Source organism: Paenibacillus antri (assembly GCF_005765165.1).
Taxonomy (GTDB): Bacteria; Bacillota; Bacilli; order Paenibacillales; family YIM-B00363; genus Paenibacillus_AE; species Paenibacillus_AE antri.
Genome location: NZ_VCIW01000018.1, coordinates 117824 through 144235, shown reverse-complemented (window position 1 = coordinate 144235; position 26412 = coordinate 117824). Strand labels below are relative to the sequence as shown.

Here is a 26412-nt window from a genome sequence, read left to right as displayed (position 1 = left end):
CGAATCGAATCGAGATGCGGAAGAGCGAGGCGTAGGAACGCCGCGCTCTTTTCGTGTATAATGGGAAATGATTGAATTTCAGGCACGGGGGTCCATCGCACAATGGCGCTTAACTTCCACCAATTGCATATTTTCTACACGGTGGCCGACCGTGGAAGTTTTTCCGCCGCGGCGCAGGCGCTGCATATGACGCAGCCTGCGGTAACGATGCAAATTCAAGCGCTCGAGGAATACTTCGGCACGAAGCTCTTCGTCCGTTCGACGAAAAAAATCGAACTGACCGAAGCGGGCAAAGCGCTCATGGTTTATGCGAAGCGGAGCATAGACTTAGTTAAGGAAACCGATCAAGCGATGTCGCGCTTCACGCACATGCTCCAAGGACGACTGCTGCTCGGCGCGAGTCTCACGGTCGGGGAATACATCTTGCCGCGTCTTCTCGGACCGTTCAATCAAGCGTATCCGAACATCGCGATCCAGCTGAAGGTCATGAACTCGACGCAAATCTTGGAGGAAATTTTGAAGCATCAGCTGACGTTCGGCTTGATCGAAGCGCAGGTCGTGCATCCCGACGTCCATACGGAGCCGGTGCTAAGCGACGAGCTGAAGCTGATCGTTCCGAACGGCCATCCGCTGACGGAGTCGGAAGACGTCACGATGGAAGATGTATTGCGGCATCCATTTATATTACGGGAACGAGGCTCCGGCACGAGGCAGGTGATGGAGGAAGAACTGTCGCGCAAGGGGATTAACGAAGAGAATATGAAGATCGTCATGGAGCTCGGCAGCACGGGCGCCGTGAAGTCGGCGGTCGAGGCGGGGCTCGGCATTACGTTCTTATCCCAGACGTCGGTGAAGCACGAGCTGACGCTCGGCGTGCTCCGGCTCGTGCCGATCCGGGGCATTCGCTTCGAACGCCAGTTTTACGCGACGTATTCGAAGTCGAATCTGCTCCCGATCTCGGCGGTGACGTTCTTATCATTTTTACGGGAAAAGGATTTGAGCCAATGGCTGTAACGGGAAGGGAGTCAGGCTACGATCTTCATACGCACACGACGGCTTCCGACGGCATGCTGACCCCTGCGGAGAGCGTCGCGCTCGCCGCCGCGCAGGGGCTGGCGGGCGTCGCGGTGACGGATCACGACACGGTCGCGGGCGCGGCCGAAGCCGCGGCGGCCGGGCGGGAGCGGGGCGTCGACGTCGTCGTCGGCGTGGAGATCAGCGCGCAAGGAGACGGCGGAGACGTCCATGTGTTGGGGTTATGGGTCGATCCGGCCGACGCGGCGTTCGCCGCGAGGCTGGCCTCGAACCGGGACGTTCGGCGCGGCCGCAACGAAGCGATGATGGAAGCGCTTAGGCGTCACGGCTTCGACGTGACGCTCGCGGAAGCCGAGAAGCTCGCCGCGTCGCGGCGGTCTAGCGGCGACGCGACCGTCGCCCGGCCGCATATCGCGGAGCTGCTCGTTCGCAAGGGCTACGTCGCCGACGTCAAGGAAGCGTTCGACGTCTGGATCGGCGAAGGCGGGAAAGCGTACGTCACGGCGGAGCGGGTCGCGCCGGAGACGGCCGCGGCGTGGATTCGGGACGCCGGAGGCGTCGTCGTCTTGGCGCATCCCGGGCTGTACCGCGACGCCGAAGCGTTGATCGACCGGCTGGTCCGGATCGGCGCGCTGGACGGCATCGAAGCGGCGCATGCCGATCATGACGAAGCGCAGGAGAACTTTTTCCGAGGATTGGCTCGGAGGTACGGCCTGCCCTGCACGGGAGGCTCGGATTTTCACGGCGTACGGGACGGCGTTCCGTTCCATGCGATGCTCGGCGACCGGAGAACTCCGAAAGACGTCGTCGAACGGCTGCAGCAGATCAAGGAGAAGAGAGGGAATCGCAATGATTCGTAAGGCAATCATTCCGGCGGCGGGGCTCGGCACCCGATTTCTACCCGCGACGAAGGCTCAGCCGAAGGAGATGCTTCCGATCGTGGATAAGCCCGCGATTCAATACATCGTCGAGGAAGCGATCGAGGCCGGCATTACGGACATTATTATCGTGACCGGACGCAACAAGCGGGCGATCGAGGACCACTTCGACAAGTCGGTCGAGCTGGAGCTCATGTTAGAGGAGCAAGGCAAGGAAGAGATGCTCCGCCAAGTGCGCGACATCTCGCAGATGGTCGATATTCATTACATAAGACAGAAGCAGCCGCTCGGACTCGGGCACGCGGTGCTGTGCGCCCGGACGTTCATCGGCGACGAGCCGTTCGCGGTGCTGCTCGGCGACGACATCATCGAGTCGGATCCGCTTGCGCTAAGGCAGATGCTGCATCTGTACGAGGAGCATCAGGCTTCGGTGCTGGCGGTGCAGGAGGTGCCGTGGGAAGAGGTCGAGAAGTACGGCATCGTGTCGCCGGACGGGGGCGTGGCCGGCTCGCCGCACACGTCGCATATCGCGGATTTGGTCGAGAAGCCGGATCGGGACCAGGCGCCGTCGAATCTCGCGGTGATCGGACGCTACGTCATCGAGCCGGGCATCTTCGACATTCTCGAGAAGCAGCCGCCGGGCCGCGGCGGGGAAATTCAGCTGACGGACGCGCTCCGCGAGTTGAACCGCCGGAAGCGCATGATGGCGTACACGGTACAGGGCAAGCGGTACGACGTCGGCGACAAGTTCGGTTATATCGAGGCGACGATCGAATTCGCGCTGCGGCGCCCCGATTTGGGACCCGAGGTCAAGTCGTATTTGATCGATCTCGTTCGCGGCTGGGAGGCGTAACGTCATGGGAGAGCCGATCGCTGTCGGCGTTCTCGGCGCCGGGTACGTCGGGCTCGTCTCGGCCGCCTGCTTCGCCGAGGTCGGGCATCGCGTCGTCTGCGTGGACCGGGACGAGCGCAAGATCGCCGCGCTTCGCCGCGGCGAAATGCCCATCTACGAGGCAGGACTCGAGGACCTCGTCCGCCGCAACGCCGCCGCGGGGCGGCTGACGTTCGAGACGGAGACGGCGGCCGCCGCGAGCGCGTGCGAGCTGTTGTTCGTCGCGGTCGGCACGCCCTCGCTCGATAACGGCGACGTCGACATGTCGCAGATCAAGTCGGCGATGGAGGCCATCGCCGAGTCGTCGGCGGACGACAAGATCGTCGTCATCAAGAGCACGGTGCCCGTCGGCACCGGCGCGATGGCCGAGGCGCTGCTTCGCTCGAAGGCGCGAAGCGGCGTCCGGTTCGACGTCGTCTCGAATCCGGAATTTCTGCGCGAAGGGTCCGCCGTACATGATACGTTCCATATGGATCGAATCGTGATCGGGGCGGCGTCCCCGGCGGCGGGGGAGCGGCTCCGCGAGGCGCTCGCGCCGTTCGACGCGCCCGTGCTGATGACGAATCGCGAGAGCGCCGAGCTGATCAAGTACGCGTCGAATTCGTTCCTCGCGACGAAAATTTCGTTCATTAACGAGATGGCGAATTTATGCGAGAAGGTCGGCGCCGACATCGGCATGGTCGCGCAGGGCATGGGAATGGATAAGCGGATCGGCCCCTCCTTCCTGAACGCGGGCATCGGGTACGGCGGCTTCTGCCTGCCGAAGGACACCCGGGCGCAGCTGTTCATCGCGGAGAACGTCGACTACGACTTCAAGATCATGCGCGCGGTCGTCGAAGTGAATCAGCTGCAGCGGCAGCGGTTCGTGCGCAAGGTGCGGGCCGCGTTCGACGGGGAGCTCGCCGGAAAGACGTTAGCCGTCATGGGACTCAGCTTCAAGCCGAACACGGACGATCTTCGAGACGCGCCGTCGCTCGATATTATCGCCATGCTGCGGCAATACGGGGCGTCGATTCGGGCGTACGATCCCGTCAGCGGCCCGAAGGCGGCGAAGCTGCTGCCCGGCGTGCCGATCGCGGACGATCCGTACGAGGCGCTGCGGGACGCCGACGCCATGCTGGTCGTGACCGAGTGGGCGCAGGTGAAGACGCTCGATCTCGATCGCGCGAAGGCGGCGCTCCGCCGTCCGCTCGTCTTCGACGGGCGGAACGTCTTCGACGCCGCGGCGATGCGCGCACAGGGCTTCCGGTACTTCGGCATCGGAAAATCGTAGTCCGAAGGGTATGTCCTTCGGGCGAAATGGACAAGTTGTATAACGTTTGACAATTTTTATAATGTCATAGGGCAATTCCGGTTTACGGAGGCTGAAGCCGGCACTAAGCACTCCGGAGGGGCGTATGAACAAGCGGCTGCATACAATTAAAGAAGTATCCTTGCGGACGGGCTTGTCCACGCAGTTGATTCGCAAGTGGGAGGAACGGTACGGGGTCGTTTCGCCGGCTCGTTTTCCGAACGGATATCGGGGGTATACCAAGGAGCATGTGGATACGTTCCTCTGGTTGAAGAGCCGCGTCGATGCGGGCGTGCCCATCGGTCTCGCCGTTCAGGAGTTCCAGTCGACCGGTCTGCTCGCGGTACCGTGGGGCGACGTCGCCGAAGCGGGACCGCAAGCCGCCGCGCCGTCTACTTCCGGGTTGCGGTCCGAAGCGTATCGCCGGCAATTTCTGTCGTATTTCCTTCAGATGGATTATCGGTCCAGCCAACAGCTGTTCGATCAGTTGATGGCGCTGCATCAGGTCGACTATGTCCTGCTTCAGGTGCTGCAGCCGACCCTCGTCGAGCTCGGCGAGATGTGGGAACGCGGGCGGGCGTCGGAATTTCAAGAGCATTTCGGCAGCCACTTCGTTCGCGACCGACTGCTCGCCATGAAGAATTTGTACAACGCATCGCCGATCCAGCCGCTTGTCGTGACCGCTTGCGCTCCGTACGAGCGGCACGAAATCGGCGTTTTGTATTTCGGATTTTACGCCATGCAGCAAGGGTTCCGGAACGTGTACTTGGGAGCGGCCCCGTCCGAGAAGGGCATTCTCGACTGTTTGCGCGAGTCCGCGCCTCGAGCGTTCGCGTTCGGGGTGTCCACGCCGCACGTCTTTAACGACTCGCTCCCGTTCTTCCGGCAGTTGGACGAAGACATCTCGGCGGGGAACCGGCAAACGAAGGTGTTCGTCGGCGGGCGCGCGATCGAGGAGGACGCCGTCCTGTCGGGAACGCGCAACGTATATTTATTGGCGGGCGACGCCAAGGAAACCGCAGCCAAAATCCGGGCGATGCTCCCGACATAATCCAAAAAGAAGGCTGTCTCGCGCTTGTCGAATTTCGGTTCGACGGCGACGGGACAGCCTTCTTCGATGATGCGGGCGCAGCGGGTTACTTCAGCGGCGGGAGCTCGCGGAGCTTCCGCTCGTCCGGCGTAACGAAAAGCGTCTTCTGCTTTTCGTAAATGACGAAGCCGGGCTTCGCGCCGGACGGCTTCTTCACGTGGCGCACGAGCGTATAGTCGACCGGCACGAGGGACGATTGCTTGCCCTTGCTGTAATACGCCGCGAGATTGGCCGCCTCGGCCAAGGTGGCGTCGCCGAACGCATCGGACCGGATGACGACGTGGGACCCGGGCATATCCTTCGCGTGGAGCCACGTGTCGTTCGGGTGCGCGAGCCGGTTCGTAATGTAATCGTTCTGCATGTTGTTCCGTCCGACGTATAAGGGAATGCCTTCGGACGAGCGGTACGCGTGGATCGCCGGCTTATCGTTCTTGCGCCCGCGCTTGCCATCCTTGCCGGCGCCGCCGCGGCGGCGCAAGTAGCCCCCTTCGACGAGCTCGGAGCGGATCTCCTCGATGTCCGCGATCGACGCGCCTTCGAGCTGCTGCAGCAAGATGTCCATGTACCGGATTTCTTCGCGCGCCTGCGCCATCTGTTCCTCGACGACGCCGAGCGAGTTTTTCATCTTCTGGTACTTGCGGAAATACCGCTGCGCATTCTCCGAAGGCGTGAGCAGCGGATCGAGCGGGACGGCGACGGTTCGCTGATCCTCGTCGTAGTAGTTCGCTACCTCGACGGAGGCGTCGCCCTTCTCGAAGGTGTGCATATACGCGTTCAGCAGCTCGCCGTAGATGCGGTATTTGTCGGCGTCCCGCGCCTCGTCGATCGTCTCTTGCAGCTTCTCTAGCTTCTTCTCGTTTTTGTTTCGCTCGTTAACGAGCAGTCGCATCAGGTCGTGCGTTCGCTGCTTGACGAGGTCCCGCTCCGCCTTATCGCCGTAAAACCGGTCCAGGCAACCGCTGACGTCGTCGAACGTCTCGCGCGTTCCGCCTTCGGGGACGGGCAGCGGCACGACCGAGAACGACGACTTGCCTCGAACCGCATCTTCCACGATATTCGGCTCGTATTCGTGCCGTCCGATGCGCGCCATCGCCTCCGCGAACGCCGCCGCCGGATTCGGGGCGCCGCCGACGATCGCTCGCGCGGCGATCGGACTGATGCCCGAATACGTCTCCACGAGCCGCTTCGCCGCGGCTTCCGGATGTCCGGCCGCTTCCGCGAGCGCCGCCGCGACGTCCGAAACGCCGTCCGCGAGCGGATCGCGCTTCTCCTGCTCCGGCGGCGGAACGTACGCGCTGCCGGGGGCGACGATGCGGTGCGCGCTGATGGCCGGCGTCACGCGATGGGCGGCTTCAAGCACCGTATTCGTCTCCGGATCCATCAGAATGATGTTGCTGTGGCGGCCCATAAGCTCGAACACGATCCGCTTGACGCTCAAATCTCCGAGCTCGTCGCGCTGCCGGACGCGGAAGTGCACGATCCGCTCCATGCCGAGCTGCTCGATCGCTTCGACGACGCCGTTCTCGCAATACTTGCGAAGCAGCATGCAGAACATCGGCGCCTCGAGCGGGTTTTGGTACGAACGATCGGTCAAGTGGAAGCGGGGGTAGGTCGGATTGGCCGACAGCAGCAGCTTCCGCGTCACGCCTTGGCCGCGAATCGTAAAGACGAGGTCATGCTCGTTCGGCTGATGAATTTTATGAATTCTGCCGCCGACGAACGGCTGCAATTGCTGCACGACCGCCCGTACGACGAGTCCGTCGAAAGCCATTGGGTAAGTTCTCTCCTCTACTTGCGCTAAGAACATCGCATGAAGTCATCCATAGAAATTATATGTTTTTCCGGGCCGCGAAGGCAATCTCGGTTCGTTCCGAGGCGGCGCCGCGTCGAACTCGCGGACAAGTGGGATATTCTCGTCCCTCCCCGAATACATTGTACCTAGTACAAGTCTTTCATTGCGAGGGAGGGAAAACGGGGGTATGAGTCAACAATCGTGGTATCAACTGGAGACGGAAGCGCTGCTGGAAGCCCACGGCCTCGACCCGGAACGAGGGTTATCCGAGAGCGAAGCGAAACGGCGGCTGGAGGAGGCCGGCCCCAACGAGTTGAGCGAAGGGGCGAGACTGTCGCCGCTGACGCTGTTTCTGAACCAGTTCAAGGATTTCATGGTACTCGTCCTGATGGGGGCGACGCTCATTTCCGGTTTGCTGGGCGAATATTTGGACGCGGTCACGATTCTGGCCATTATCGTCATCAACGGCGTGCTCGGCTTCATCCAAGAATTCCGCGCCGAGCGATCCTTGCGTGCCTTGAAGGAGCTGTCCGCCCCGACGGCGAAGACGCTGCGCGACGGGGAATGGGTCGTCGTGCCGGCGAAGGAGCTCGTGCCCGGCGACATCGTCGCCCTCGAGAGCGGGGACCGCGTGCCGGCGGACGTCCGCTTCCTTGAAGCGAACAGCGTGTACGCGGAAGAGTCCGCGCTGACCGGCGAATCGGTACCGGTCTCGAAGTCGGCCGCGGCGATCCCGGAAGACGACGTGCCGCTCGGCGACCAGCGCAACATGGGCTTCCTCGGCACGATGATAACGATGGGCACCGCCCGCGGCGTCGTCGTCCGCACGGGCATGCGCACCGAGATGGGCAAGATCGCGGACCTGATCAACAACACCGAGGAAGCGGAGACGCCGCTGCAGCGCCGCCTCGAGCAGTTCGGGAAAATTTTGATCGGCGTCGCGCTCGTCCTGACCGTGCTCGTCGTCGTCGCCGGCATTATGCACGGTCAACCGATGTACGGCATGTTCCTCGCCGGCGTGTCGCTCGCGGTGGCGGCGATTCCGGAGGGGCTGCCCGCGATCGTGACCGTCGCGCTCGCGCTCGGCGTCCAACGCATGATCAAGCGCAAGGCGATCGTCCGCAAGCTTCCGTCGGTCGAGACGCTCGGCTGCGCGTCGGTCATCTGCTCCGACAAGACGGGCACGCTGACGCAAAACAAGATGACCGTCACGCGCCTATGGGTCGGCGGCCGGCTGCTCGACGTGTCGGGCGAAGGCTACGAGCCGGCGGGGGATATCGTCGAGCGCGGCGCGAAGACGGGCGTGAAGGACGATCAAGCGCTGCGCCGTCTGCTCCAAGTCGGGGTGCTGTGCAACGACGCGGATCTCGTGCAGGAGGAGGCGGAGCCGCAAGGGAAGAAGAAGCGTTCGAAGGAGCCGGCGAAGCCGATCTGGTCGATCAAGGGCGATCCGACGGAAGGGGCGCTCACCGTGCTGGGCGCGAAGGCCGGCATGACCCGCGCCAGCCTCGCGGGCTTGTACAGACGTATCTCGGAATACCCGTTCGATTCGGAGCGCAAGCGCATGTCCGTCGTCGTCGAGCATCAGGGCGGCCGGCTCGTCTGCGCGAAGGGCGCGCCGGACGTACTGATCGAGCGCTGCAGCTACATTCTGTGGGACGGCAAGCTCGTGCCCTTCACCTCGACGCTGAAGCAGAAGGTGATGGAGGCGAACGAAGCGTTCGCCGGCGACGCGCTGCGCGTGCTCGGCCTCGCGTACCGCGATCTGAAGCCGAACGAGACGGCGGACAGCGCGGAGGAGGCGGAGCGCGGGCTCGTGTTCGCGGGTTTGACCGGCATGATCGATCCGCCGCGCAAGGAAGTGCGCGAAGCGATTCAGAAGTGCCGCAAGGCGGGCATCAAGACGGTGATGATCACGGGCGACCATCTGACGACCGCCGAAGCGATCGCGGGGCAGCTCGGGATGCTTCCGAAGGGCGGCCGCACCGTGACCGGCATGCAGCTCGCGGCGATGAGCGACCAACAGCTGCTGAAGGTCGTCGACGATATTTACGTGTACGCCCGCGTGTCGCCGGAGCATAAGCTTCGCATCGTCAAGGCGCTTCAGGAGCGCGGCCACGTCGTGGCGATGACGGGCGACGGCGTCAACGACGCGCCGGCGATCAAGGCGGCCGACATCGGCATCGCGATGGGCATCTCCGGCACGGACGTGTCGAAGGAGGCGTCCGCGCTCATCCTCTCCGACGACAACTTCGCGACGATCGTCGCGGCGATCGAGGAAGGGCGGGGCATCTACGAAAATATTCGCAAGTTTATCCGCTACCTGCTCGCGTCGAACGTCGGCGAAATTCTCGTCATGTTCATCGCGATGATGCTCGGCATGCCGCTGCCGCTGCTTCCGATCATGATTTTGTGGGTCAACCTCGTCACGGACGGACTGCCGGCGATGGCGCTCGGCGTCGACCAGCCGGAGCGGGATTTGATGGAGCACAAGCCGCGCGGCAGGTCGGAGAACATTTTCGCAAGAAGGCTCGGTTGGAAAATCATCTCTCGCGGCTTCCTGATCGGCGTCTGCACGCTCATACCGTTCTGGCTCGTGCTGCAGCAAGGCGACGACGCGGCGACGCTCACGCACGCGCAGACGGTCGCGTTCGCGACGCTCGTCATGGCGCAGCTCATTCACGTGTTCGACTGCCGGAGCTCTCGGTCCATCTTCCACAGAAATCTGTTCGAAAATAAAGCGCTCGTGCTGGCGGTCGTTTCGTCCATCGTCCTGATGCTCGGCGTGCTCTATGTCGAGCCGCTGCAGCCGATCTTCAAGACGATGGCGCTCGGCCTGACGGATTGGATTCTCGTGCTCGTCTTCGCGGCGATCCCGACGCTGTTCTTCGGCATCGGCAGCCTGATTTCGGCGCCGAAGAAGAAGCGCACGATCCGATACGACGGAGGCGCTCGATCCGCCGCTTGATAAAAACGGTGCGCGGAGCCCCTTTTTGCGGTATGATATTGGCTAACCAATTTCATGCCTCGAAGAGGGGCTTTTTCTTTATGGGCTGCAACGGGGGAGAGAGATGTCATGTTTCGTAACGAACGACGCGGGGACGGCGGGAAGCCGGACCTTCGCGATATTCTCATAAAGCAAGCGATCGTCGGCGACGGCGCGATGGGCACGTATTTGTATCAGCTCGGCGTGCCGATCGGCGTCTGCGCGGAGGAGCTGAACGACACGCGGCCCGAGGTCATCCGGGACGTGCACCGGCAATATTACGAGGCGGGCGCTCGGCTCATCGAGACGAACACGTTCGCGGCGAATCGGTACAAGCTTGCGCGCCACGGTCTCGAAGGCGACGTCGAGGCGCTGAACCGCGCCGGCGTCGCCCTTGCGAGAGGCGCGGTCGGCGCCGACGCGTACGTCGCGGGCTCCGTCGGCTCCGCGAGACCCGCGCACCGCGTGCCGGTGACGGACGAGGAAGCGGAAGCGGCGTACGCGGAGCAGATGTCCGCGCTGCTGACGGAAGGGGTCGACGCGCTGCTGCTCGAGACGTTCTCCGACGCGAACGACGCGGAGATGGCCGTTCTCGTCGCGAGACGGCTGACGGACAAGCCCGTCATCTGCCAGCTCGCGATCGAAGCCGGCGGCTCGGCCCCTGACGGCCGATCGCTCGACGACGCGTTCGCCAGATTGCAGGGCGCCGGGGCGGACGTCGTGGGCCTCAATTGCCACAGCGGTCCGTACGGCATCATCCGAGCGCTCGAGCGGCTTACGCGGCGCGGGGACGTCCCGTTGTCGATTTTCCCGAATGCGGGGCTGCCGGCGTATGTCGACGGCACGTTCTCGTATCCGGCGGGGCCGGACTATTTCGGGGAGAGCGCGCTGACGCTCGCGCGGCTCGGCGCACGCATCGTAGGCGGCTGCTGCGGCACGACGCCGGCGCATATCGCCGCCGTGGCGAAGGCGCTTGCGACGTTCTCGCCTTCGGACGAGACGTCGGCCGAAGCCGCGCCGCCCGCGCGGGAGACAGTGTCGGTGCGGGAGCCTGCGGAGCCGCCGGAGCCGCCGCGCCGCGAACCGACGATCCTGGACATGGTGAAGGAGCGCCATACGGTCATCGTCGAGCTCGATCCGCCGCGGGACCTGAACATCGACAAGTTCATGAAAGGCGCGGAAGCGCTCCATAGCGCCGGCGCGGACGCGATTACGATGGCGGACAACTCGCTCGCGATGACGCGAATGAGCAACAGCGCGCTCGCGTTCTTGATCAAGGAACGCCTCGGCGCGCGTCCGCTCGTCCACATCGCCTGCCGCGACCGCAACCTGATCGGCACGCAGTCGCACTTGATGGGGCTTCACGCGACCGGCATCGATCACGTGCTCGCCATTACGGGCGACCCGGCGCGATTCGGCGACCTTCCGGGCGCCAGCTCGGTATACGACGTGACGAGTTTTCAAATTATTAAGATGATTAAACAAATGAACGACGGACTTGCGTTCTCCGGCAAGCCGATGAAGGAGAAGGCGAACTTCCTCGTCGGCACGGCGCTCAATCCGAACGTGAAGCATCTGCATAAGGCGGTCGAGCGGCTCGAGAAGAAAATCGAGGCCGGCGCCGATTACGCGATGACGCAGCCGGTGTACGATCCGGAGCTGATCGTGAAGCTGCACGAAGCGACGAAGCATCTCGACTTCCCGATCTTCCTGGGCATTATGCCGTTCACGAGCGGCCGCAACGCCGAATATTTGCATAACGAGGTGCCCGGCATCACGTTGTCCGACGACGTCCGCCGCCGGATGGCGGGGCTCGAAGGCGAGGCGGGGCGGCAGGCGTCGCTCGGCATCTCGAAGGAGCTGCTCGACGTCGCGATGGAGCGGTTCCAGGGCATCTATCTCATAACGCCGTTCATGGCGTACGAGATGACGGTCGAACTGACGAAGTACGTGCGGGAGCGGGCGGAGAGCCGTTTTCCACTTGTACCCACTAGGGAAATGAAGTAATATAGAGAAACGGAGCGTGCGAAGCTGTGTTGCGAAGCATGACCGGCTATGGACACGATTCCAGAAGCGCAGGAAACCTTACGTTCACGGTCGATATGAGATCCGTGAACCATCGATATTCGGAAGTGGCGTGCCGACTGCCGCGGGAGTGGTCCCATATGGAGGATCGCCTGCGGCGTCTCGTTCTCGCCCGCGTCAAGCGCGGCCGCGTGGACGTCAGCGTGACGGTGGAGCGGGCCGCGGACGCGCCGCGGCAAGCGGCCGTCGATTGGGCGCTCGCCTCCGCTTACGTCGACGCCGCCCGGCAGCTGGCGGAACGGTTCAGCCTTTCGGACGGCCGTCCGTCCGCGCGCGAGCTGCTCGCGGCGCCGGGCGTCTGGAGGGTGGCGGAGGACGCGCCGCCGGACGACGCCGGCGACCGGCTGCTCGAATGCGCCGAGAGCGCGCTCGCGCAGCTCGTCGCCATGCGCGAGGCGGAAGGACGCTACTTGGCCGAAGACGCCGCGGGCAAGCTGACCGCGGTAGGAGCGGCGGTCGAACGGATGCGCGCCTTGGCTCCGGCCGTCGCGGACGAGTACCGCGAGCGGCTGCGCGAGCGCATCGCGTCGGCGCTCGGGGCTGCGCCCGTCGACGAGCAGCGGCTGGCCGCGGAGATCGCGTATTTCGCGGAGCGAAGCGCGATCGACGAGGAGCTGACCCGGCTTGGCAGCCACGCGGCGCAATTCGCCGAGCTGCTGACCTCCGGCGAGCCCGTCGGAAGGAAACTGGATTTTCTGCTGCAAGAGATGAACCGCGAGGCGAACACGATCGGGTCCAAGGCGAACCACGCCGCGTTGTCGGCGCTCGCCGTCGACGTGAAAGCCGAGCTAGAGAAGCTCCGGGAGCAATCGCAAAATTTCGAGTAATCCGTTTTATCATACATATAGATATCGTCCCGTCTTCGGCATGCCGTATGGCGGGGAGCGGCGAGGGTTACAATGCCTATTAAGAGGCGCTAGGGGGAAACCACAGTATGGCAATCAAACTCATCAACATCGGATTCGGCAACATCGTCTCCGCCAATCGCATCATCTCCATCGTCAGTCCCGAATCGGCACCGATCAAGCGCATCATCCAAGAGGCGCGTGACCGGCATATGCTGATCGACGCGACGTACGGCCGCCGAACGCGCGCCGTCATCATCACGGACAGCGATCACGTCATCTTGTCCGCGGTGCAGCCGGAGACGGTCGCGCATCGGTTGTCCAACAAAGACGAAGACAACGACGAGTGAACGCGATGACCCATACCGTAACGACCACCCTAACCAAAGTCGAGGAACGCTTCATGACCAAGGGCTTGCTTCTCGTCCTATCCGGCCCGTCCGGCGTAGGCAAGGGAACGCTGTGCAATCGGCTTCGCGCATTGTCGCCGGAGCTCGTCTACTCCGTCTCTGCCACGACCCGGAAGCCTCGGGAAGGCGAGATCGACGGAGTCAATTACTTTTTCAAAACCCACGAACAGTTCCGGGCGATGATCGAAGCCGGGGAATTGTTGGAGTGGGCCGAATACGTCGGCAACTATTACGGCACGCCGAAGTCGTTCGTGCAGCAGACGATCGATCAAGGGAAGGACATCATCCTCGAGATCGACGTGCAGGGCGCGATGCAGGTGAAGGAACGGTTCCCGGAAGCCATCTTCATCTTCGTTCTGCCGCCTTCGCTCGAAGAGCTGCAGAAGCGCATCGTCGGCCGCGGCACGGAGAGCGAAAGCTCGATCCGTTCCCGCATGGCGGCGGCCGCCGAAGAGCTTAAGCTGATGGAGCATTACGATTACGCCGTCGTGAACGACGTGCTCGAGACCGCGTGCAATCGCGTCCAGAGCATCATCGCGGCGGAGCACTGCAAGCGGGAGCGGTTGTTCCCCGCAATTCAAAAATGGCTGAATGGAGTGTAAACCTACACATGTTATATCCGTCTATAGACAAGCTGGTCGAGAAAGCCGGCAGCAAGTACTTGCTCGTCGTCGCCGCGTCGAAGCGCGCGAGAGCGCTGCGCGAAGGAGCGAAGTCCGACCTTCGCAATCCGAAGTCGCATAAGCAGGTGGGCGTCGCCCTCGAAGAGATTCATAACGAGTACATCACATACGAGAAGACTTCTAAAGAAACGGCTCTCGACGATTCAAAACAACAACCCTAGCGGTTGTTATTTTTTTCTTTACGGAGGGGAACGGCATGCTACAGGGGAAGACGGTCCTCCTCGGCGTTACGGGAGGCATCGCGGCATATAAAGCGGCGGCGGTCGCCAGCAAGCTCACGCAGGCCGGCGCGAAGACGCACGTCGTGCTGACCGCGTCCGCCGCGAAATTCATCGCGCCGTTGACGTTCCAGGCGATTACGAGAAATCGGGTCATCGTCGATACGTTCGACGAAGACGACGCTTCGGTCATCTCGCACATCGACCTTGCCGATCGCGCCGACGCGGTCGTCATCGCGCCCGCGACGGCGAACAGCCTGGCGAAGCTGGCGCTCGGCCTCGGCGATGACATGCTGTCGACGACGCTGCTGGCGATCGGGAACCGAGCGCCCGTCTTGATCGCTCCGGCGATGAACGTGCATATGTACGCGAATCCGGTCGTGCAATCGCATATGGAGACGCTGCGGGCGCGAGGCTTCACGTTCGTGGAGCCGGGCGAAGGGTTTCTCGCCTGCGGATACACGGGCAAGGGACGCATGGCGGAGCCGGAGGAAATCGTGGATCGGCTGATCGAGCGGCTCGGCCGTCGCCGGGCGATGGAAGGCGTGCGCGTGCTCGTCACGGCCGGCGCCACGGTGGAGCGGATCGATCCGGTCCGCTACCTGACGAACGATTCGTCCGGCAAGATGGGCTTCGCCGTGGCGGAGGCGGCTCGGGACCTCGGAGCGAAGGTGACGCTCGTCGCGGGACGCGCGGACGTCGCGCCGCCGGGGGGCGTCGAGCTCGTCCGGGTCGAATCCGCGCAGCAGATGTACGATGCCGTCCTGTCGCGGTTCGCGGAGGCGGACATCGTCGTGAAGGCGGCCGCGGTGGCGGATTACCGGCCGGCGCAGACGGCGGCGCGCAAGCTGAAGAAGACCGAAGCGACGCTGTCGCTCGAGCTCGAACGGACGCCCGACATCTTGAAGGCGCTCGGCGAACGCAAAGCGCCGGGCCAAGTGCTCGTCGGCTTCGCCGCGGAGACGAACGACCTCGCGAAGCACGCGATGGGGAAAGCCGCAAGGAAGCAGGCGGACTTCATCGCGGGGAACGACGTGTCGAAGCCGAACGTCGGCTTCGGCCACGATACGAACGCGGTGTCCGTCTATACGGCGGAAGGACTCGTCGAGGACCTGCCGCTGCAATCGAAGCGGGCGGTGGCCGATCGGCTGCTTGCGATCGCGTACGACGCGTATAAGGCTCGCGCGGAAGCGCGGGGGACGGGACTATGATAGCTAAAGTGATCGTCGATGCGCCGGCCCGGGATACGGACCGGCCTTTCGATTATGCGGTGCCGGACAAGCTCGCGCCTCTCGTGCGGCCCGGGGTGCGCGCCGCGGTGCCGTTCGGCCCGCGCACGCTGAACGGCTTCGTCTTGGCCGTCGAAGAGACGTCCGATATGGACCCTTCGCGGCTGAAGCCGCTGAAGAGCGTGTTGGACGCGGCCCCGGTCGTGACGGAAGAATTGTTGGATTTGGCCGGCTGGCTCAGCCGGAAGTACTTGTGTCCGCAATATACGGCGCTTACGGCGTTGCTGCCTAGCGCGCTCAAGACGAAGACGGAAACCGTGTTCGAAGCGGCCGTCCCGCCGTCGTCTCCGGACGTGCCGGAATCGCTGCGGGAGCTTCTCGCTTACGTCGATCGGCGCGGACGCGTTCCGGAGAAGTCGCTGCTGCAGGCGTTCGCCGACCGGGCGGAGCTGCTGACGTCGGCCATCCTGCTCGGGCTGCTGACGGAATCGAAGGAAGTGAAGGACCGCTTAGGCATGAAGGTGCAGCTGTGCGTGCGCCCGTCCGCTTCCGCGGAAGCGTTGACGGCCGCCGCGGACGCGGCGAGGCGGCGCGCGCCGAAGCAGGCGGAGCTGCTCGACAGATTGGCGTCGCTCGCGGACGAAGGCGGGGAACCGCCGCTGCTCGCGGAGCTGGCGCGCGATAGCGGCATCGGTCCCGCAGCGGTGAAGGCGCTTGAGTCGAAGGGGTTTTGCGTCGTCGAAGCGAAAGAGCTGTCGCGAGATCCGTATGCGGATCGCCGGTTCGAGGCGTCCCGGCCGCTGCCTCTGACGGAGACGCAGGCGGCGGCGCTGTCGCCGATTCGGCGCGCGATCGAAGCGAAGACGTATGCGCCGTTCCTGCTGCACGGCGTCACCGGCAGCGGGAAGACCGAGGTGTACCTGCAGGCGATGCAGGCGTGTCTGGAAGCCGGCCGCGAGGCGATTCTGCTCGTGCCGGAAATATCGTTGACGCCGCAGACGGTGAACGCGTTCAAGGGGCGGTTCGGCGACGAGGTCGCCGTCATGCACAGCCGGCTGTCGGCCGGAGAGCGCTACGACGAGTGGCGCAAGATCGCTCGCCGCCGCGTGAAGATCGCCATCGGCGCGCGGTCGGCCATCTTCGCCCCGTTCACGAACGTCGGCCTCATTATTATCGACGAAGAACATGAATCTTCCTATAAACAAGAGGAATCGCCGAAATACCACGCCCGCGACGTCGCGCTCGAGCGCGCTTCGCGTCACGGCGCGGCCGTCGTGCTCGGCTCGGCGACGCCGGCGCTCGAGACGTATCTCGCCGCGCATCGCGGCGTCTATACGCTGCTTGAGATGCCGGACCGCGCCTTCGGGCAAGCGATGCCGCGCGTCGACATCGTCGATATGCGGCAAGAGCTGCGGGACGGTAACCGTTCGATGTTCAGCGCGAGGCTTCGCGAAGCGCTCGCGACGCGACTCGAACGCGGCGAGCAATCGGTGCTGCTGCTGAACCGCCGCGGTTACTCGACGTTCGTCATGTGCCGCTCCTGCGGGTTCACGGCGCAGTGTCCGCATTGCGACATTACACTGACGTACCACCGTTCCGGAAGGCATTCCCGCTGTCACTACTGCGGGTACACGGAACGAGAGGCGACGCGCTGCCCGAGCTGCGAGAGCGAGCACATCCGCCACTTCGGGGCGGGCACGCAACGCGTCGAGGAGGAGCTCGCGAAGCTGTTCCCGGGCATTCGCACGATCCGGATGGACGTCGACACGACCTCGACCAAAGGCGCGCACGAGAAGCTGCTCGCGGACTTCCGCGAACGGAAGGCGGACGTGCTGCTCGGCACGCAAATGGTGGCGAAGGGGCTCGACTTCCCGTTCGTGACGCTCGTCGGCGTCATCAGCGCGGATACGGTACTGCGGCTGCCGGACTTCCGGGCGGCGGAGCGGACGTTCCAGCTGCTGACGCAGGTGGCGGGCCGCGCCGGGCGGCATCAGCTGCCGGGCGAGGTCGTCGTACAGACGTATACCCCGGAGCATTACAGCATTCAGTTCGCCCAGCATCACGACTTCCGCGGCTTCGCTCGACGCGAGCTCATCTCGCGTCGGGAGCTCGGTTATCCGCCGTATTGCCGGCTCGCGCTCGCGACGCTGGCGCATGAGGACATCTCGCGGCTCGTGACATCGAGCGAACGGTTCGCGGGCGAGCTGAAGAAGCGCTTCGCGGAGCTTCGGGGCGCCGGCGAGGAGCCGGAGCTGCTCGGTCCCGTGCCGTCGCCGATCCCGAAACTGAAAGATAGATATCGGTTCCAATGCATGGTAAAATATCGGGGAGAAACGAACGTGGCCGATGCGTTGCGCGCGTCGGCGGACGCGCTCTCGGACGACGTCCGCAAGTCTAAATTAAGCATCCAGCTCGACGTGGATCCTCAAGTTCTGTTATAAGGGGGATATGTCGACGTCGGAGGCCGTGAGAGCGTGGATAGTCGGAGAACCTCCGACTGCAGCGCCGCAGGTGGCCGCGCGAGCGTGGATAGTCGTAGAACCTCCGACTGCAGCTCCGGGGGTGGCCGCGCGAGCGTGGATAGTCGGAGAACCTCCGACTGCAGCGCCGCGGGTGGCCGCGCGAGCGTGGATAGTCGGAGAACCTCCGACTGCAGCGCCGCGGGTGGCCGTGAGAGCATGGATAGTCGGAGAACCTCCGACTGCAGCGCCGCGGGTGGCCGTGAGAGCGTGGATAGTCGTAGAACCTCCGACAACGGCTGAGCCGCTGTTCGCAACGGCATGGCGTTCGGAGTCGCGTGTCGAGACGGGTGTTTTCGATATAGAAAGTACAAACCGATAGGGCGGCGCGAGCCGGATCATCGGTCACACATCAGACGGGGTTTCATCGAAAGGGGTACGAACCTATATGGCGATTCGCATCATCGTCAAGCATCCGGACCCGGTCCTTCGCGAAGTCGCGAAGCCGGTGCCGAAGGTAACGCCGAATATTCAGAAACTGTTGACCGACATGGCCGAGACGATGTACGACGCGCCCGGCGTCGGTCTCGCGGCGCCGCAGATCGGCATCTCCAAGCGCGTTATCGTCATCGACGTCGGCGACGATCATGGATTGATCGAAATGGTCAATCCGGAGATCGTCGAGGCGGGCGGCGAGCAGCTCGGTCCGGAAGGCTGCCTCAGCATTCCCGGCCTGCAGGGCGACGTTCGGCGCAAGGACCGCCTGAAGGTCAAGGGACTCGACCGCAACGGGAACGAGATCGCGATCGAGGCGGACGGCTTCCTTTCTCGCGCGTTCCAACACGAGATCGACCACCTGAACGGCGTCTTGTACATCGACATCGCCGAGCGCGTCTACGAGCCGAAGCCGGACGAAGACGAAGAGGATGACGACGTCGTATGAAGAACGCGAATATCGTATTTATGGGGACGCCGGACTTTGCCGTGCCGTCCCTTCGTGCGTTAATCGATGCAGGATATAACGTCAAGGCGGTCGTCACGCAGCCCGACCGGCCGGTCGGGCGCAAGAAGACGATGACGCCGACGCCCGTGAAGGAAGAAGCGCTTCGCCTCGGCTTGCCCGTGCTGCAGCCGGCGAAGCTGCGGGCGCCGGAAGCCGTCGCGGAGCTGGCGGCGTACGCGCCGGACCTGATCGTGACGGCCGCGTACGGGCAAATTTTGCCGAAGTCGGTGCTGTCGATGCCGCGCTTCGGCTGCATCAACGTACACGGCTCGCTGCTGCCGAAATACCGGGGCGGCGCGCCGATCCAGCGGGCGATCATGAACGGCGAGACCGTCACCGGCGTGACGATCATGTACATGGCCGAGGGCTTGGATACCGGAGACATGATCTCGAAGGCCGAGCTGTCGATCGGGCCGGACGATGACGCAGGTCTCGTCTTCGAGCGCTTGAGCGTCGTCGGCGCGAAGCTGCTGCTCGAGACGGTGCCGGCGGTTTTGGACGGGACCGCTCCCCGCACGCCGCAGAACGAGGCCGAAGCGACGTATTCGCCGAACTTGTCGCGCGAAGACGAGCGTATCGACTGGACGCGCCCCGCCTCGGCGATCTACGATCAGCTTCGCGGTCTGTCGCCGCGTCCGGGCGCCTTCACGTTCTGGAACGGCGACGTCTTTAAGGTATGGAAGGCGGCGCGTCCGGATCCGGGACGAGCCGCCGGCGCGGCGCCCGGCACGGTGATCGGCGTCGGCGCGGACGGCCTCGCGATCGCGACCGGCGACGGCGTGTTCGTCGCCACCGAGGTGCAGCCGGCGGGCAAGAAGGCGCTGCCGGTGTCCGAGTTCGCGCGGAACGGCCAGATGAAGAAGGGCGATACGCTCGGCGAATCGCCGGAAGCGTCGCAAGGGGAGGCGGCTCGATGACCGGGCCGAAGACGGGACCGACCGCCGGCGTTCGCGCCGGGGCGAACGCCGGAGCGGGAAGCGGAACGGCATCGGCAACGGGATCGAAAGCAGGGGCGAAACCCGGAACGAAGCCTGGATCCAAACCCGGCTCGAAGCCCGGCCCACGCGCCAAGCCGCCGTCCGGCCGGAAGCCGCTCGGCGCCCGCGAGCTGGCGCTCGAAGCGCTGACCGCCGTCGAACAGGAAGGCGCGTACAGCAATCTGGCGCTTAATGCGGCGCTCAATCGTACGAAGCTCGATCCCCGGGAGGCGGGTCTCGCCACGGAGCTCGTGTACGGCACGATCCAGCGCCGAAACACGATCGATACGGTGCTCGATACTCATCTTGCCAAAGGCGCGAAAAAGCTGCAGCCTTGGGTCCGCAGCTTGCTGCGGCTCAGCGCGTACCAATTGCTCTTCCTCGACCGCGTGCCGCCGCATGCCGCCGTGAGCGAGGCGGTCGCCATCGCGAAGCGGCGGGGCCACCAAGGCGTATCCGGCCTGGTGAACGCCGTGCTGCGCAAGCTCGCTGCGAACCCCGGGCGGCCGACACCGCCGACCGGCGCGAGCGCGGTCGAGCGCATCGCGTTCGAGCATTCGCATCCGGAATGGCTCGTGCGCGAATGGGTTCGCGCGTTCGGCGAGGAGACCGCCGAACGCATCGCCGCGGCGAACAACGAGCCGCCGAAGGCGAGCGCGCGGGTGAACCCGCTTCGGATCGATCGCGACGGCTTGATCGCGAAGCTGGCGGCGGAAGGCGTCGAAGCGGTGCCGTCCCTGGTGAGCGAAGACGGCGTCGTCTCGGCGAACGGCGGCAACCTGGCGTTCACCGAAGCGTTCAAGGCCGGACTGTGCACCGTGCAGGACGAAAGCTCGATGCTCGTCGCCGCGCTTCTCGATCCGGCGCCGGGCATGCGCGTGCTCGACTGCTGCGCGGCGCCCGGCGGGAAGACGACGCAGCTCGCGGAACGGATGGAGGATAAGGGCGAGATCGTCGCCTGCGACATCCATCCGCATAAGAAGGAGCTCATCGACGGAGCGGCGAGCCGGTTAGGGCTCGCCAGCGTCCATACGGTCGTCGCGGACGCCGCCAAATTGCACGAGCGGTTCGAGGAAGGCTCGTTCGACCGCATCCTGCTCGATGCGCCTTGCTCCGGCTTCGGCGTCATAAGGCGCAAGCCGGACATTAAGTGGACGAAGACGCCGGAGGACGTCGCGAGCATCGTCGAGACGCAGCGCGCGATTCTCGCCTCCGTCTCGAAGCTGCTGAAGCCGGGCGGCATTCTCGTCTACAGCACGTGCACGCTGGAGCCGAGCGAGAACGAAGCGCAGATCGACGCGTTTCTCGCCGCGCATCCGGATTATGCGCCGGATCCGACGATGCCGCCGGGCATCGCAAGGGAGACGGCCGTCAGATGCGCCGCGGGTCCCGGACGGCTGCTCGTGACTCCCGCCGATTTCGGCTCCGACGGGTTCTTTATGGCTAGGCTGATCCGATCATCCTCTCGCTCGTCCTAGAAGAGATGTGTTAAAAAGGCGGACGAACGTTTACAATAGAAAGAAGAGTTTCGGCGGAGGGCGCCGCGGAATAGGCTGGCGCCCGTCGGCCCGAGACGGCAGAAAGCAGGGATACCTATGAAAAAAGAGATACAGCTGCCGGAGAAACCTTTCATCTACGACCTGACGCTGGAAGCGTTGCAGGACTGGTTGAAATCGCAGGGCGAGCCGGCGTTCCGCGCGGGACAAATTTTCGACTGGCTCTACGGCAAGCGGGTCGTCGACTTCGACGACATGTCGAATCTATCGAAGGAGCTTCGGGAGAAGCTGAAGGCGAGTTACCAATTCGTCACGCTGAACGAAATCACGAAGCTGGAGTCGAAGGACGGCACGATTAAGTTTCTGTTCGGCCTCTACGACAATCATGCGATCGAGACGGTCGTCATGCGGCATAATTACGGCATCAGCATCTGCGTGACGACGCAGGTCGGCTGCCGGATCGGCTGCACGTTCTGCGCGTCGACGCTCGGCGGGCTGAAGCGCAATCTGTACGCGGGCGAGATCGTGGCGCAGGTCGTGTACGCCCAGCGACTGCTCGACGCGACGAACGAGCGAATCAGCAGCATCGTCGTGATGGGTTCGGGCGAGCCGTTCGAAAACTACGAAGCTACGAAGACGTTCCTCGCGCTCATGGTGCACGACAAAGGCATGAAGATCGGCCAACGTCACGTCACCGTGTCGACGAGCGGCATCGTGCCGCAAATTCGCGAGTTCGCCGATTGGAATACGCAGATCAACCTCGCGATTTCGATTCACGCGCCGAACGACGCGCTGCGTTCGAAGTTGATGCCGGTCAACCGGCGGTTCCCGTTCGCGGACGTCATGGACGCCTGCCGGTATTACATCGAGAAGACGGGCCGCCGCATTACGTTCGAGTACGCGCTTATCAACGGCGTCAACGATCAGCCGGAACACGCCGAGGAATTGGGCGCCGTGCTGAAGGGAATGTTGTGCCACGTCAACCTCATTCCGGTCAACTACGTGCCGGAGCGCGATTACGTTCGTACGCCGAAGGAGCACATTTTCGAATTCAAACGCATTCTGGAGTCGAAACAGGTGAACACGACGATCCGCAGGGAGCAGGGGCACGATATCGCAGCCGCCTGCGGCCAGCTGCGGGCGAAGCATATGGAGTCGACCGCGAGGTGAATCTGATGTTGAAAACAGCGTATAAAACCGATGTCGGCCGCGTGCGGTCGGTCAACGAAGATCGGATCGTCGTGAAGGACGGGGTGGCGGGCTGCACGCTCGCCATCGTCGCCGACGGCATGGGCGGCCATCAAGCCGGAGACACGGCCAGCCAAATTACGATCGAGCTATTGGAGAGCGCGCTCGTACGCGTCTCGGGCGAGCTCGACGACGCCGAACGGAAGGCGCGTCTCGTCGACGCGATTCGCGAGGCGAACGCCAAAGTATTCGAAGTCGCTTCGGGGAAAGAGCATTATCGGGGGATGGGCACGACGGTCACGGCGGCGCTCGCCGACGCCTCCCGCGTATTGATCGGTCATATCGGCGATTCAAGGGCTTACTACATAAATCATGAGACGGTTTCGCAAATCACCGAAGACCATACGCTCGTCAACGAGCTCGTGAAGACCGGACAGCTGACGCCGGACGAGGCCGCGGTACATCCGCGCCGCAACGTGATTACGAGAGCGCTCGGCACGGAGGCGGACGTGGACGTCGACCTTGTCTTTTTGCCGTGGTCGGCGGGGGATCTGTTGCTGCTGTGCAGCGACGGGCTCTCGAATCTGGTGCCGGAATCGGAGATGACGCGCACGGTGCGCGGAGAAGGAACGCTGAGCGAGAAGGTGGACCGCCTCGTCGAGTACGCGCTGAACGCGGGCGGAGACGATAATATATCGGTGGTGCTGATCGAAAATGGTTCATAACGCCGAGACGAAAGGGGAGAGAAGCGGATGAACGGAACGACTTTATCGGGGCGATACGAATTGATCGAACGCGTCGGAGGCGGGGGCATGGCCTTGGTGTACAAGGCGAGGGACACGCTGCTGAATCGGCACGTGGCGGTCAAGGTGCTCCGTCAGCAATACGTACACGACGAGGAGTTCATCCGTCGCTTCCGGAGAGAGGCGCAATCCGCCGCGTCGTTGTCCCATCCGAACGTCGTAAGCATCTACGACGTCGGGCAAGACGAAGAGACGCATTTCATCGTTATGGAGTATATCGAAGGCTCCAACCTGAACGATATCATCAAGGCGCAGGCTCCGCTGCAAACCGCGGAAGCCGTACATATCGCGACGCAAATTTGCGACGCACTCGAGCATGCGCATGCGAACGGCATTATCCATCGGGACATTAAGCCTCATAACATATTGATCGGCAAGAACGGCCGCGTGAAGGTGACCGACTTCGGCATCGCGCGGGCGATCACGACGTCGACGATTACGCAGACGGGCTCCGTCATCGGTTCGGTTCACTATTTCTCGCCGGAGCACGCCAAGGGCGTGACCGCGGGGGAGAAGTCGGACTTGTATTCCCTCGGTATCGTCTTGTACCAGATGCTGACGGCGAGACTTCCGTTCATCGGAGAAAGCCCGATCAGCGTCGCGTTGAAGCATCTGCAGGAGCCCGTCGAGGAACCGCGGGCCGTCAATCCGATGATTCCCCAAAGCGTGGAAAACGTGATCCTTAAGTCGCTTCGCAAACGGCCGGAAGAGCGATACGTCTCGGCCGGAGAGATGCTGCGGGACTTGGAAACGTGCCTCGCGCCCGAGCGTAGGGACGAGCCGAAGTGGACATACGCCAGCGACGCGGAAGACGACGCGGAGGCGACGCGGGTCATTCCGGCCATCCGCGGCGACATGAAGCCTGCGGGTCGTCCGGGAGCGCTGGACGGAGCCGGAAGCGGCGAAGCCTCTCAAAGCGCGTCCGGCGCGCCGGTATGGCGGGACGGCAGCTACGTGGACGAAGAGGAAGAGGAGCGCAGAGGGAATCCTTGGGTGAAGCCGCTCGTCTGGTTCGGCATCCTGCTCGTGCTGCTCGGCGGCGCATGGTGGGGCGTGAACAAGGTACAGGAGATCTTCGTCATCCCGACCGTCGAGGTGCCGCTCGTCGAAGGGCTGCCGCTCGAGCGGGCGATAACCGAGATCGAGGCGGCCGGACTCGTCGTAGAGGATCCGATCGTCTACGAATACAATCGCGAAGTGCCGCTCGATTACGTTATCTCGCAGACGAAGGCGGGCGAGAAGGTGAAGGGAACGATGCCGATCCGCTTGTACGTCAGCAAGGGGATCGAGATGGTCGAGATGCCGGCGCTCGTCGGCCTGACGGAGGCGGAGGCGAGAGCCGCCCTCGAGGAGCTCGGCATTCCCGACGAGAGCGTCCAATTCGACGCTGACTTCAGCGACAAGGAAGGCGCGGGCGGCATCATCGAGCAATTCCCGCCGGCGCTGCAGCCGATCGATCCGCTCGATACGTCGGTGCGCGTCGTCGTCAGCCGGGGGCGCGAAGAGACCGACATGCCGGAGCTGCTCGGACTGACCGCGCAAGAAGCGCAGGCGATGCTGGAGCGCGCGGGCCTTGAACTGCTGGAGAAAAACATCGTCCGCGAGCCCGCCTACTTCGAGAAGGGCCGCGTGTTCAAGCAATTCCCGTATCAGCCGGGCGACCCGGTGAAGCCGCCGGGCGAAGGCATCATGATTTATATCAGCGATGGGCTGCCGAAGGAGGCTCGCGCGACGACGTATACCGTCGTCATCGGACCGAAGGAGCAAGGCGCCGAGAGCGCCGTTCGCATTCTCGTCACCGACGCTATGGGCGAACGCGTCGAGGCGGTAAATCAGAAGGTGTCGTCCGAACAGTCGTTCACCTTCGAGGTCGTTACGTCGCCGAGCAAGAACGCATCGATCGAAGTGTTCCTGGACGATGCGAAGCTCGATCAATATACTTGGACGCACAGGCAAGCGGAAGAAAGCGGCGGTTCGGCGAACGCGCCGCGTCAGGAAGAGCCGGAGGCGTTCGAGGAGGAACCCGCGGAGCCGGTCGACGGCGAACCGGGAGACGAGGAAGGCCAGAGCCCGTCGGACGGGACGGAACAGACCGTCGAAGGCCTATAAACTTAAGTTTCTAGCGGGAGGCAAGCGGAACGCATGCAGGATGGCTTGATTGTGAAGGCGCTCAGCGGATTTTATTACGTGCAGCCGGACGACGGCGGCGACGTCGTCGCCTGCCGGGCGCGGGGGTTGTTTAAGAAGCAGGGGGTGTCGCCGCTCGTCGGCGACCGCGTCCGCTTCGAGGCGAAGGTCGACGGCTCCGGCGAAGGCACGGTCGTCGAGCTTGCGCCTCGGTCGACGGAGCTCGTGCGCCCGCCGATCGCCAACGTGGACACGGCGCTGATCGTCTTCGCGGTGACGCGGCCGGACATCAACCGGTCGCTGCTCGACAAATTTTTAGCGTTGTCCGAGCTGGCCGGCTTGCGTTCGATCCTCTGTTTCACGAAGGCGGATTTATTGGAGAAGCCGGAGGCGGCCGATCTCAAGGCGGAGATCGCCGAGCTGCGGGCGACGTACGAGCGCATCGGCTATCCCGTCTATTTGACGAGCTCTCGCGGAGGCGAGGGGATCGCGGGCCTGCTCGGCGAGCTGGAAGGCCGCATCACGGTCATCGCGGGTCAGTCCGGCGTCGGCAAGTCTTCGCTGCTCAATCGGCTCGCGCCGGGGCTGCTGCTCGCGACGAACGAGATCAGCGAGAAGCTGGGACGAGGCAAGCATACGACCCGCCACGTGGAGCTGTTCCGCGTCGGAGCGCGCGGCATGCTCGCGGACACGCCCGGATTTTCGACGCTCGAGTTTCCCGAGATGGAGCCCGAGGCGTTGACGGAGGCGTTCCCGGAGTTCGCGGAGCTGTCGAACGGCTGCAAGTTCCGCGGCTGCCTCCACCTGAAAGAACCGGGCTGCCGCGTCCTGGAAGCGGTAGCGTCCGGCGAAGCGGACAAGCGGCGGTACGAGCATTACGCTGCGTTCGCGGTCGAGATCCGGGATAGAAAACGGAGGTATTGAT

At 63.7% G+C, this 26412-nt stretch carries 21 protein-coding genes; 20 read left to right on the top strand and 1 reads right to left on the bottom strand.

Annotation, left to right across the window (positions count from 1 at the left end):
- The first annotated feature begins 102 nt into the window (after positions 1–102).
- The 5 genes from FE782_RS23330 (at position 103) to FE782_RS23310 (ending at position 5147) form a co-directional block, all read left to right on the top strand.
- On the top strand, positions 103–1014 hold the full coding sequence (locus FE782_RS23330; RefSeq protein WP_138196753.1) for a selenium metabolism-associated LysR family transcriptional regulator: 912 nt from the start codon (positions 103–105) through the stop codon (positions 1012–1014).
- The gene (locus FE782_RS23325) at positions 1005–1895 is read left to right on the top strand and encodes a PHP domain-containing protein (RefSeq protein WP_138196752.1); all 891 of its coding nucleotides are present in this window, start codon (positions 1005–1007) and stop codon (positions 1893–1895) included. The genes FE782_RS23330 and FE782_RS23325 overlap by 10 nt, the downstream gene beginning before the upstream one ends.
- Entirely contained in the window at positions 1885–2766 is an 882-nt protein-coding gene (gene galU, locus FE782_RS23320; protein WP_138196751.1) for a UTP--glucose-1-phosphate uridylyltransferase GalU, read from the top strand. The genes FE782_RS23325 and galU overlap by 11 nt, the downstream gene beginning before the upstream one ends.
- Positions 2767–2770: 4 nt before the next feature.
- Positions 2771–4078: a UDP-glucose dehydrogenase family protein gene (locus FE782_RS23315; protein WP_138196750.1), complete on the top strand. Its 1308-nt coding sequence runs from the start codon at positions 2771–2773 to the stop codon at positions 4076–4078.
- A gap of 124 nt (positions 4079–4202) precedes the next feature.
- A complete protein-coding gene (locus FE782_RS23310; protein WP_138196749.1) occupies positions 4203–5147 on the top strand; it encodes a MerR family transcriptional regulator in 945 nt (314 codons plus the stop codon).
- 85 nt (positions 5148–5232) lie between these two features.
- Here the strand turns inward: FE782_RS23310 and FE782_RS23305 are convergent, their stop codons facing one another.
- Positions 5233–6957, bottom strand: coding sequence for an Rqc2 family fibronectin-binding protein (locus FE782_RS23305; protein ID WP_138196748.1), 1725 nt, complete (start codon positions 6955–6957; stop codon positions 5233–5235).
- A 208-nt stretch (positions 6958–7165) separates the two neighbouring features.
- Between FE782_RS23305 and FE782_RS23300 the strand changes: the two genes are divergently transcribed.
- The 15 genes from FE782_RS23300 (at position 7166) to rsgA (ending at position 26411) form a co-directional block, all read left to right on the top strand.
- Positions 7166–9946 carry a calcium-translocating P-type ATPase, SERCA-type gene (locus FE782_RS23300; protein ID WP_138196747.1) on the top strand — a complete coding sequence of 927 codons (2781 nt, stop codon included), beginning with the start codon at positions 7166–7168 and terminating at the stop codon, positions 9944–9946.
- Positions 9947–10054: 108 nt separating this feature from the next.
- Positions 10055–11971 (top strand): bifunctional homocysteine S-methyltransferase/methylenetetrahydrofolate reductase, encoded by a 1917-nt coding sequence (locus tag FE782_RS23295; protein WP_138196746.1) that lies wholly within the window; start codon positions 10055–10057, stop codon positions 11969–11971.
- Between the two features lie 26 nt (positions 11972–11997).
- Positions 11998–12876, top strand: coding sequence for a YicC/YloC family endoribonuclease (locus tag FE782_RS23290; protein ID WP_238392628.1), 879 nt, complete (start codon positions 11998–12000; stop codon positions 12874–12876).
- Positions 12877–12983: 107 nt separating this feature from the next.
- Positions 12984–13244: an extracellular matrix/biofilm regulator RemA gene (remA, locus tag FE782_RS23285; RefSeq protein WP_138196745.1), complete on the top strand. Its 261-nt coding sequence runs from the start codon at positions 12984–12986 to the stop codon at positions 13242–13244.
- A gap of 5 nt (positions 13245–13249) precedes the next feature.
- Positions 13250–13906 (top strand): guanylate kinase, encoded by a 657-nt coding sequence (gene gmk, locus FE782_RS23280; RefSeq protein ID WP_238392627.1) that lies wholly within the window; start codon positions 13250–13252, stop codon positions 13904–13906.
- Between the two features lie 8 nt (positions 13907–13914).
- Positions 13915–14148, top strand: a complete 234-nt coding sequence (rpoZ, locus tag FE782_RS23275) for a DNA-directed RNA polymerase subunit omega (RefSeq protein WP_138196744.1) — start codon at positions 13915–13917, stop codon at positions 14146–14148.
- A gap of 35 nt (positions 14149–14183) precedes the next feature.
- Complete coding sequence (gene coaBC / locus FE782_RS23270; protein ID WP_138196743.1) at positions 14184–15416, top strand: bifunctional phosphopantothenoylcysteine decarboxylase/phosphopantothenate--cysteine ligase CoaBC; 1233 nt, start codon at positions 14184–14186, stop codon at positions 15414–15416.
- A complete protein-coding gene (priA, locus tag FE782_RS23265) occupies positions 15413–17875 on the top strand; it encodes a primosomal protein N' (protein WP_138196742.1) in 2463 nt (820 codons plus the stop codon). The genes coaBC and priA overlap by 4 nt, the downstream gene beginning before the upstream one ends.
- Before the next feature lie 466 nt (positions 17876–18341).
- Positions 18342–18836, top strand: a complete 495-nt coding sequence (def, locus tag FE782_RS23260) for a peptide deformylase (protein WP_138196741.1) — start codon at positions 18342–18344, stop codon at positions 18834–18836.
- Entirely contained in the window at positions 18833–19813 is a 981-nt protein-coding gene (gene fmt / locus FE782_RS32995; RefSeq protein WP_138196740.1) for a methionyl-tRNA formyltransferase, read from the top strand. The genes def and fmt overlap by 4 nt, the downstream gene beginning before the upstream one ends.
- Positions 19810–21351: a 16S rRNA (cytosine(967)-C(5))-methyltransferase RsmB gene (gene rsmB, locus FE782_RS23250; RefSeq protein ID WP_238392626.1), complete on the top strand. Its 1542-nt coding sequence runs from the start codon at positions 19810–19812 to the stop codon at positions 21349–21351. The genes fmt and rsmB overlap by 4 nt, the downstream gene beginning before the upstream one ends.
- A 117-nt stretch (positions 21352–21468) precedes the next feature.
- Complete coding sequence (rlmN, locus tag FE782_RS23245; RefSeq protein WP_138196738.1) at positions 21469–22539, top strand: dual-specificity RNA methyltransferase RlmN; 1071 nt, start codon at positions 21469–21471, stop codon at positions 22537–22539.
- 5 nt (positions 22540–22544) lie between these two features.
- Positions 22545–23282, top strand: coding sequence for a Stp1/IreP family PP2C-type Ser/Thr phosphatase (locus FE782_RS23240; RefSeq protein ID WP_138196737.1), 738 nt, complete (start codon positions 22545–22547; stop codon positions 23280–23282).
- A 27-nt stretch (positions 23283–23309) separates the two neighbouring features.
- Positions 23310–25469, top strand: a complete 2160-nt coding sequence (pknB, locus tag FE782_RS23235; RefSeq protein WP_138196736.1) for a Stk1 family PASTA domain-containing Ser/Thr kinase — start codon at positions 23310–23312, stop codon at positions 25467–25469.
- 33 nt (positions 25470–25502) lie between these two features.
- Positions 25503–26411, top strand: coding sequence for a ribosome small subunit-dependent GTPase A (gene rsgA / locus FE782_RS23230; protein WP_138196735.1), 909 nt, complete (start codon positions 25503–25505; stop codon positions 26409–26411).
- Position 26412: the final 1 nt, after the last annotated feature.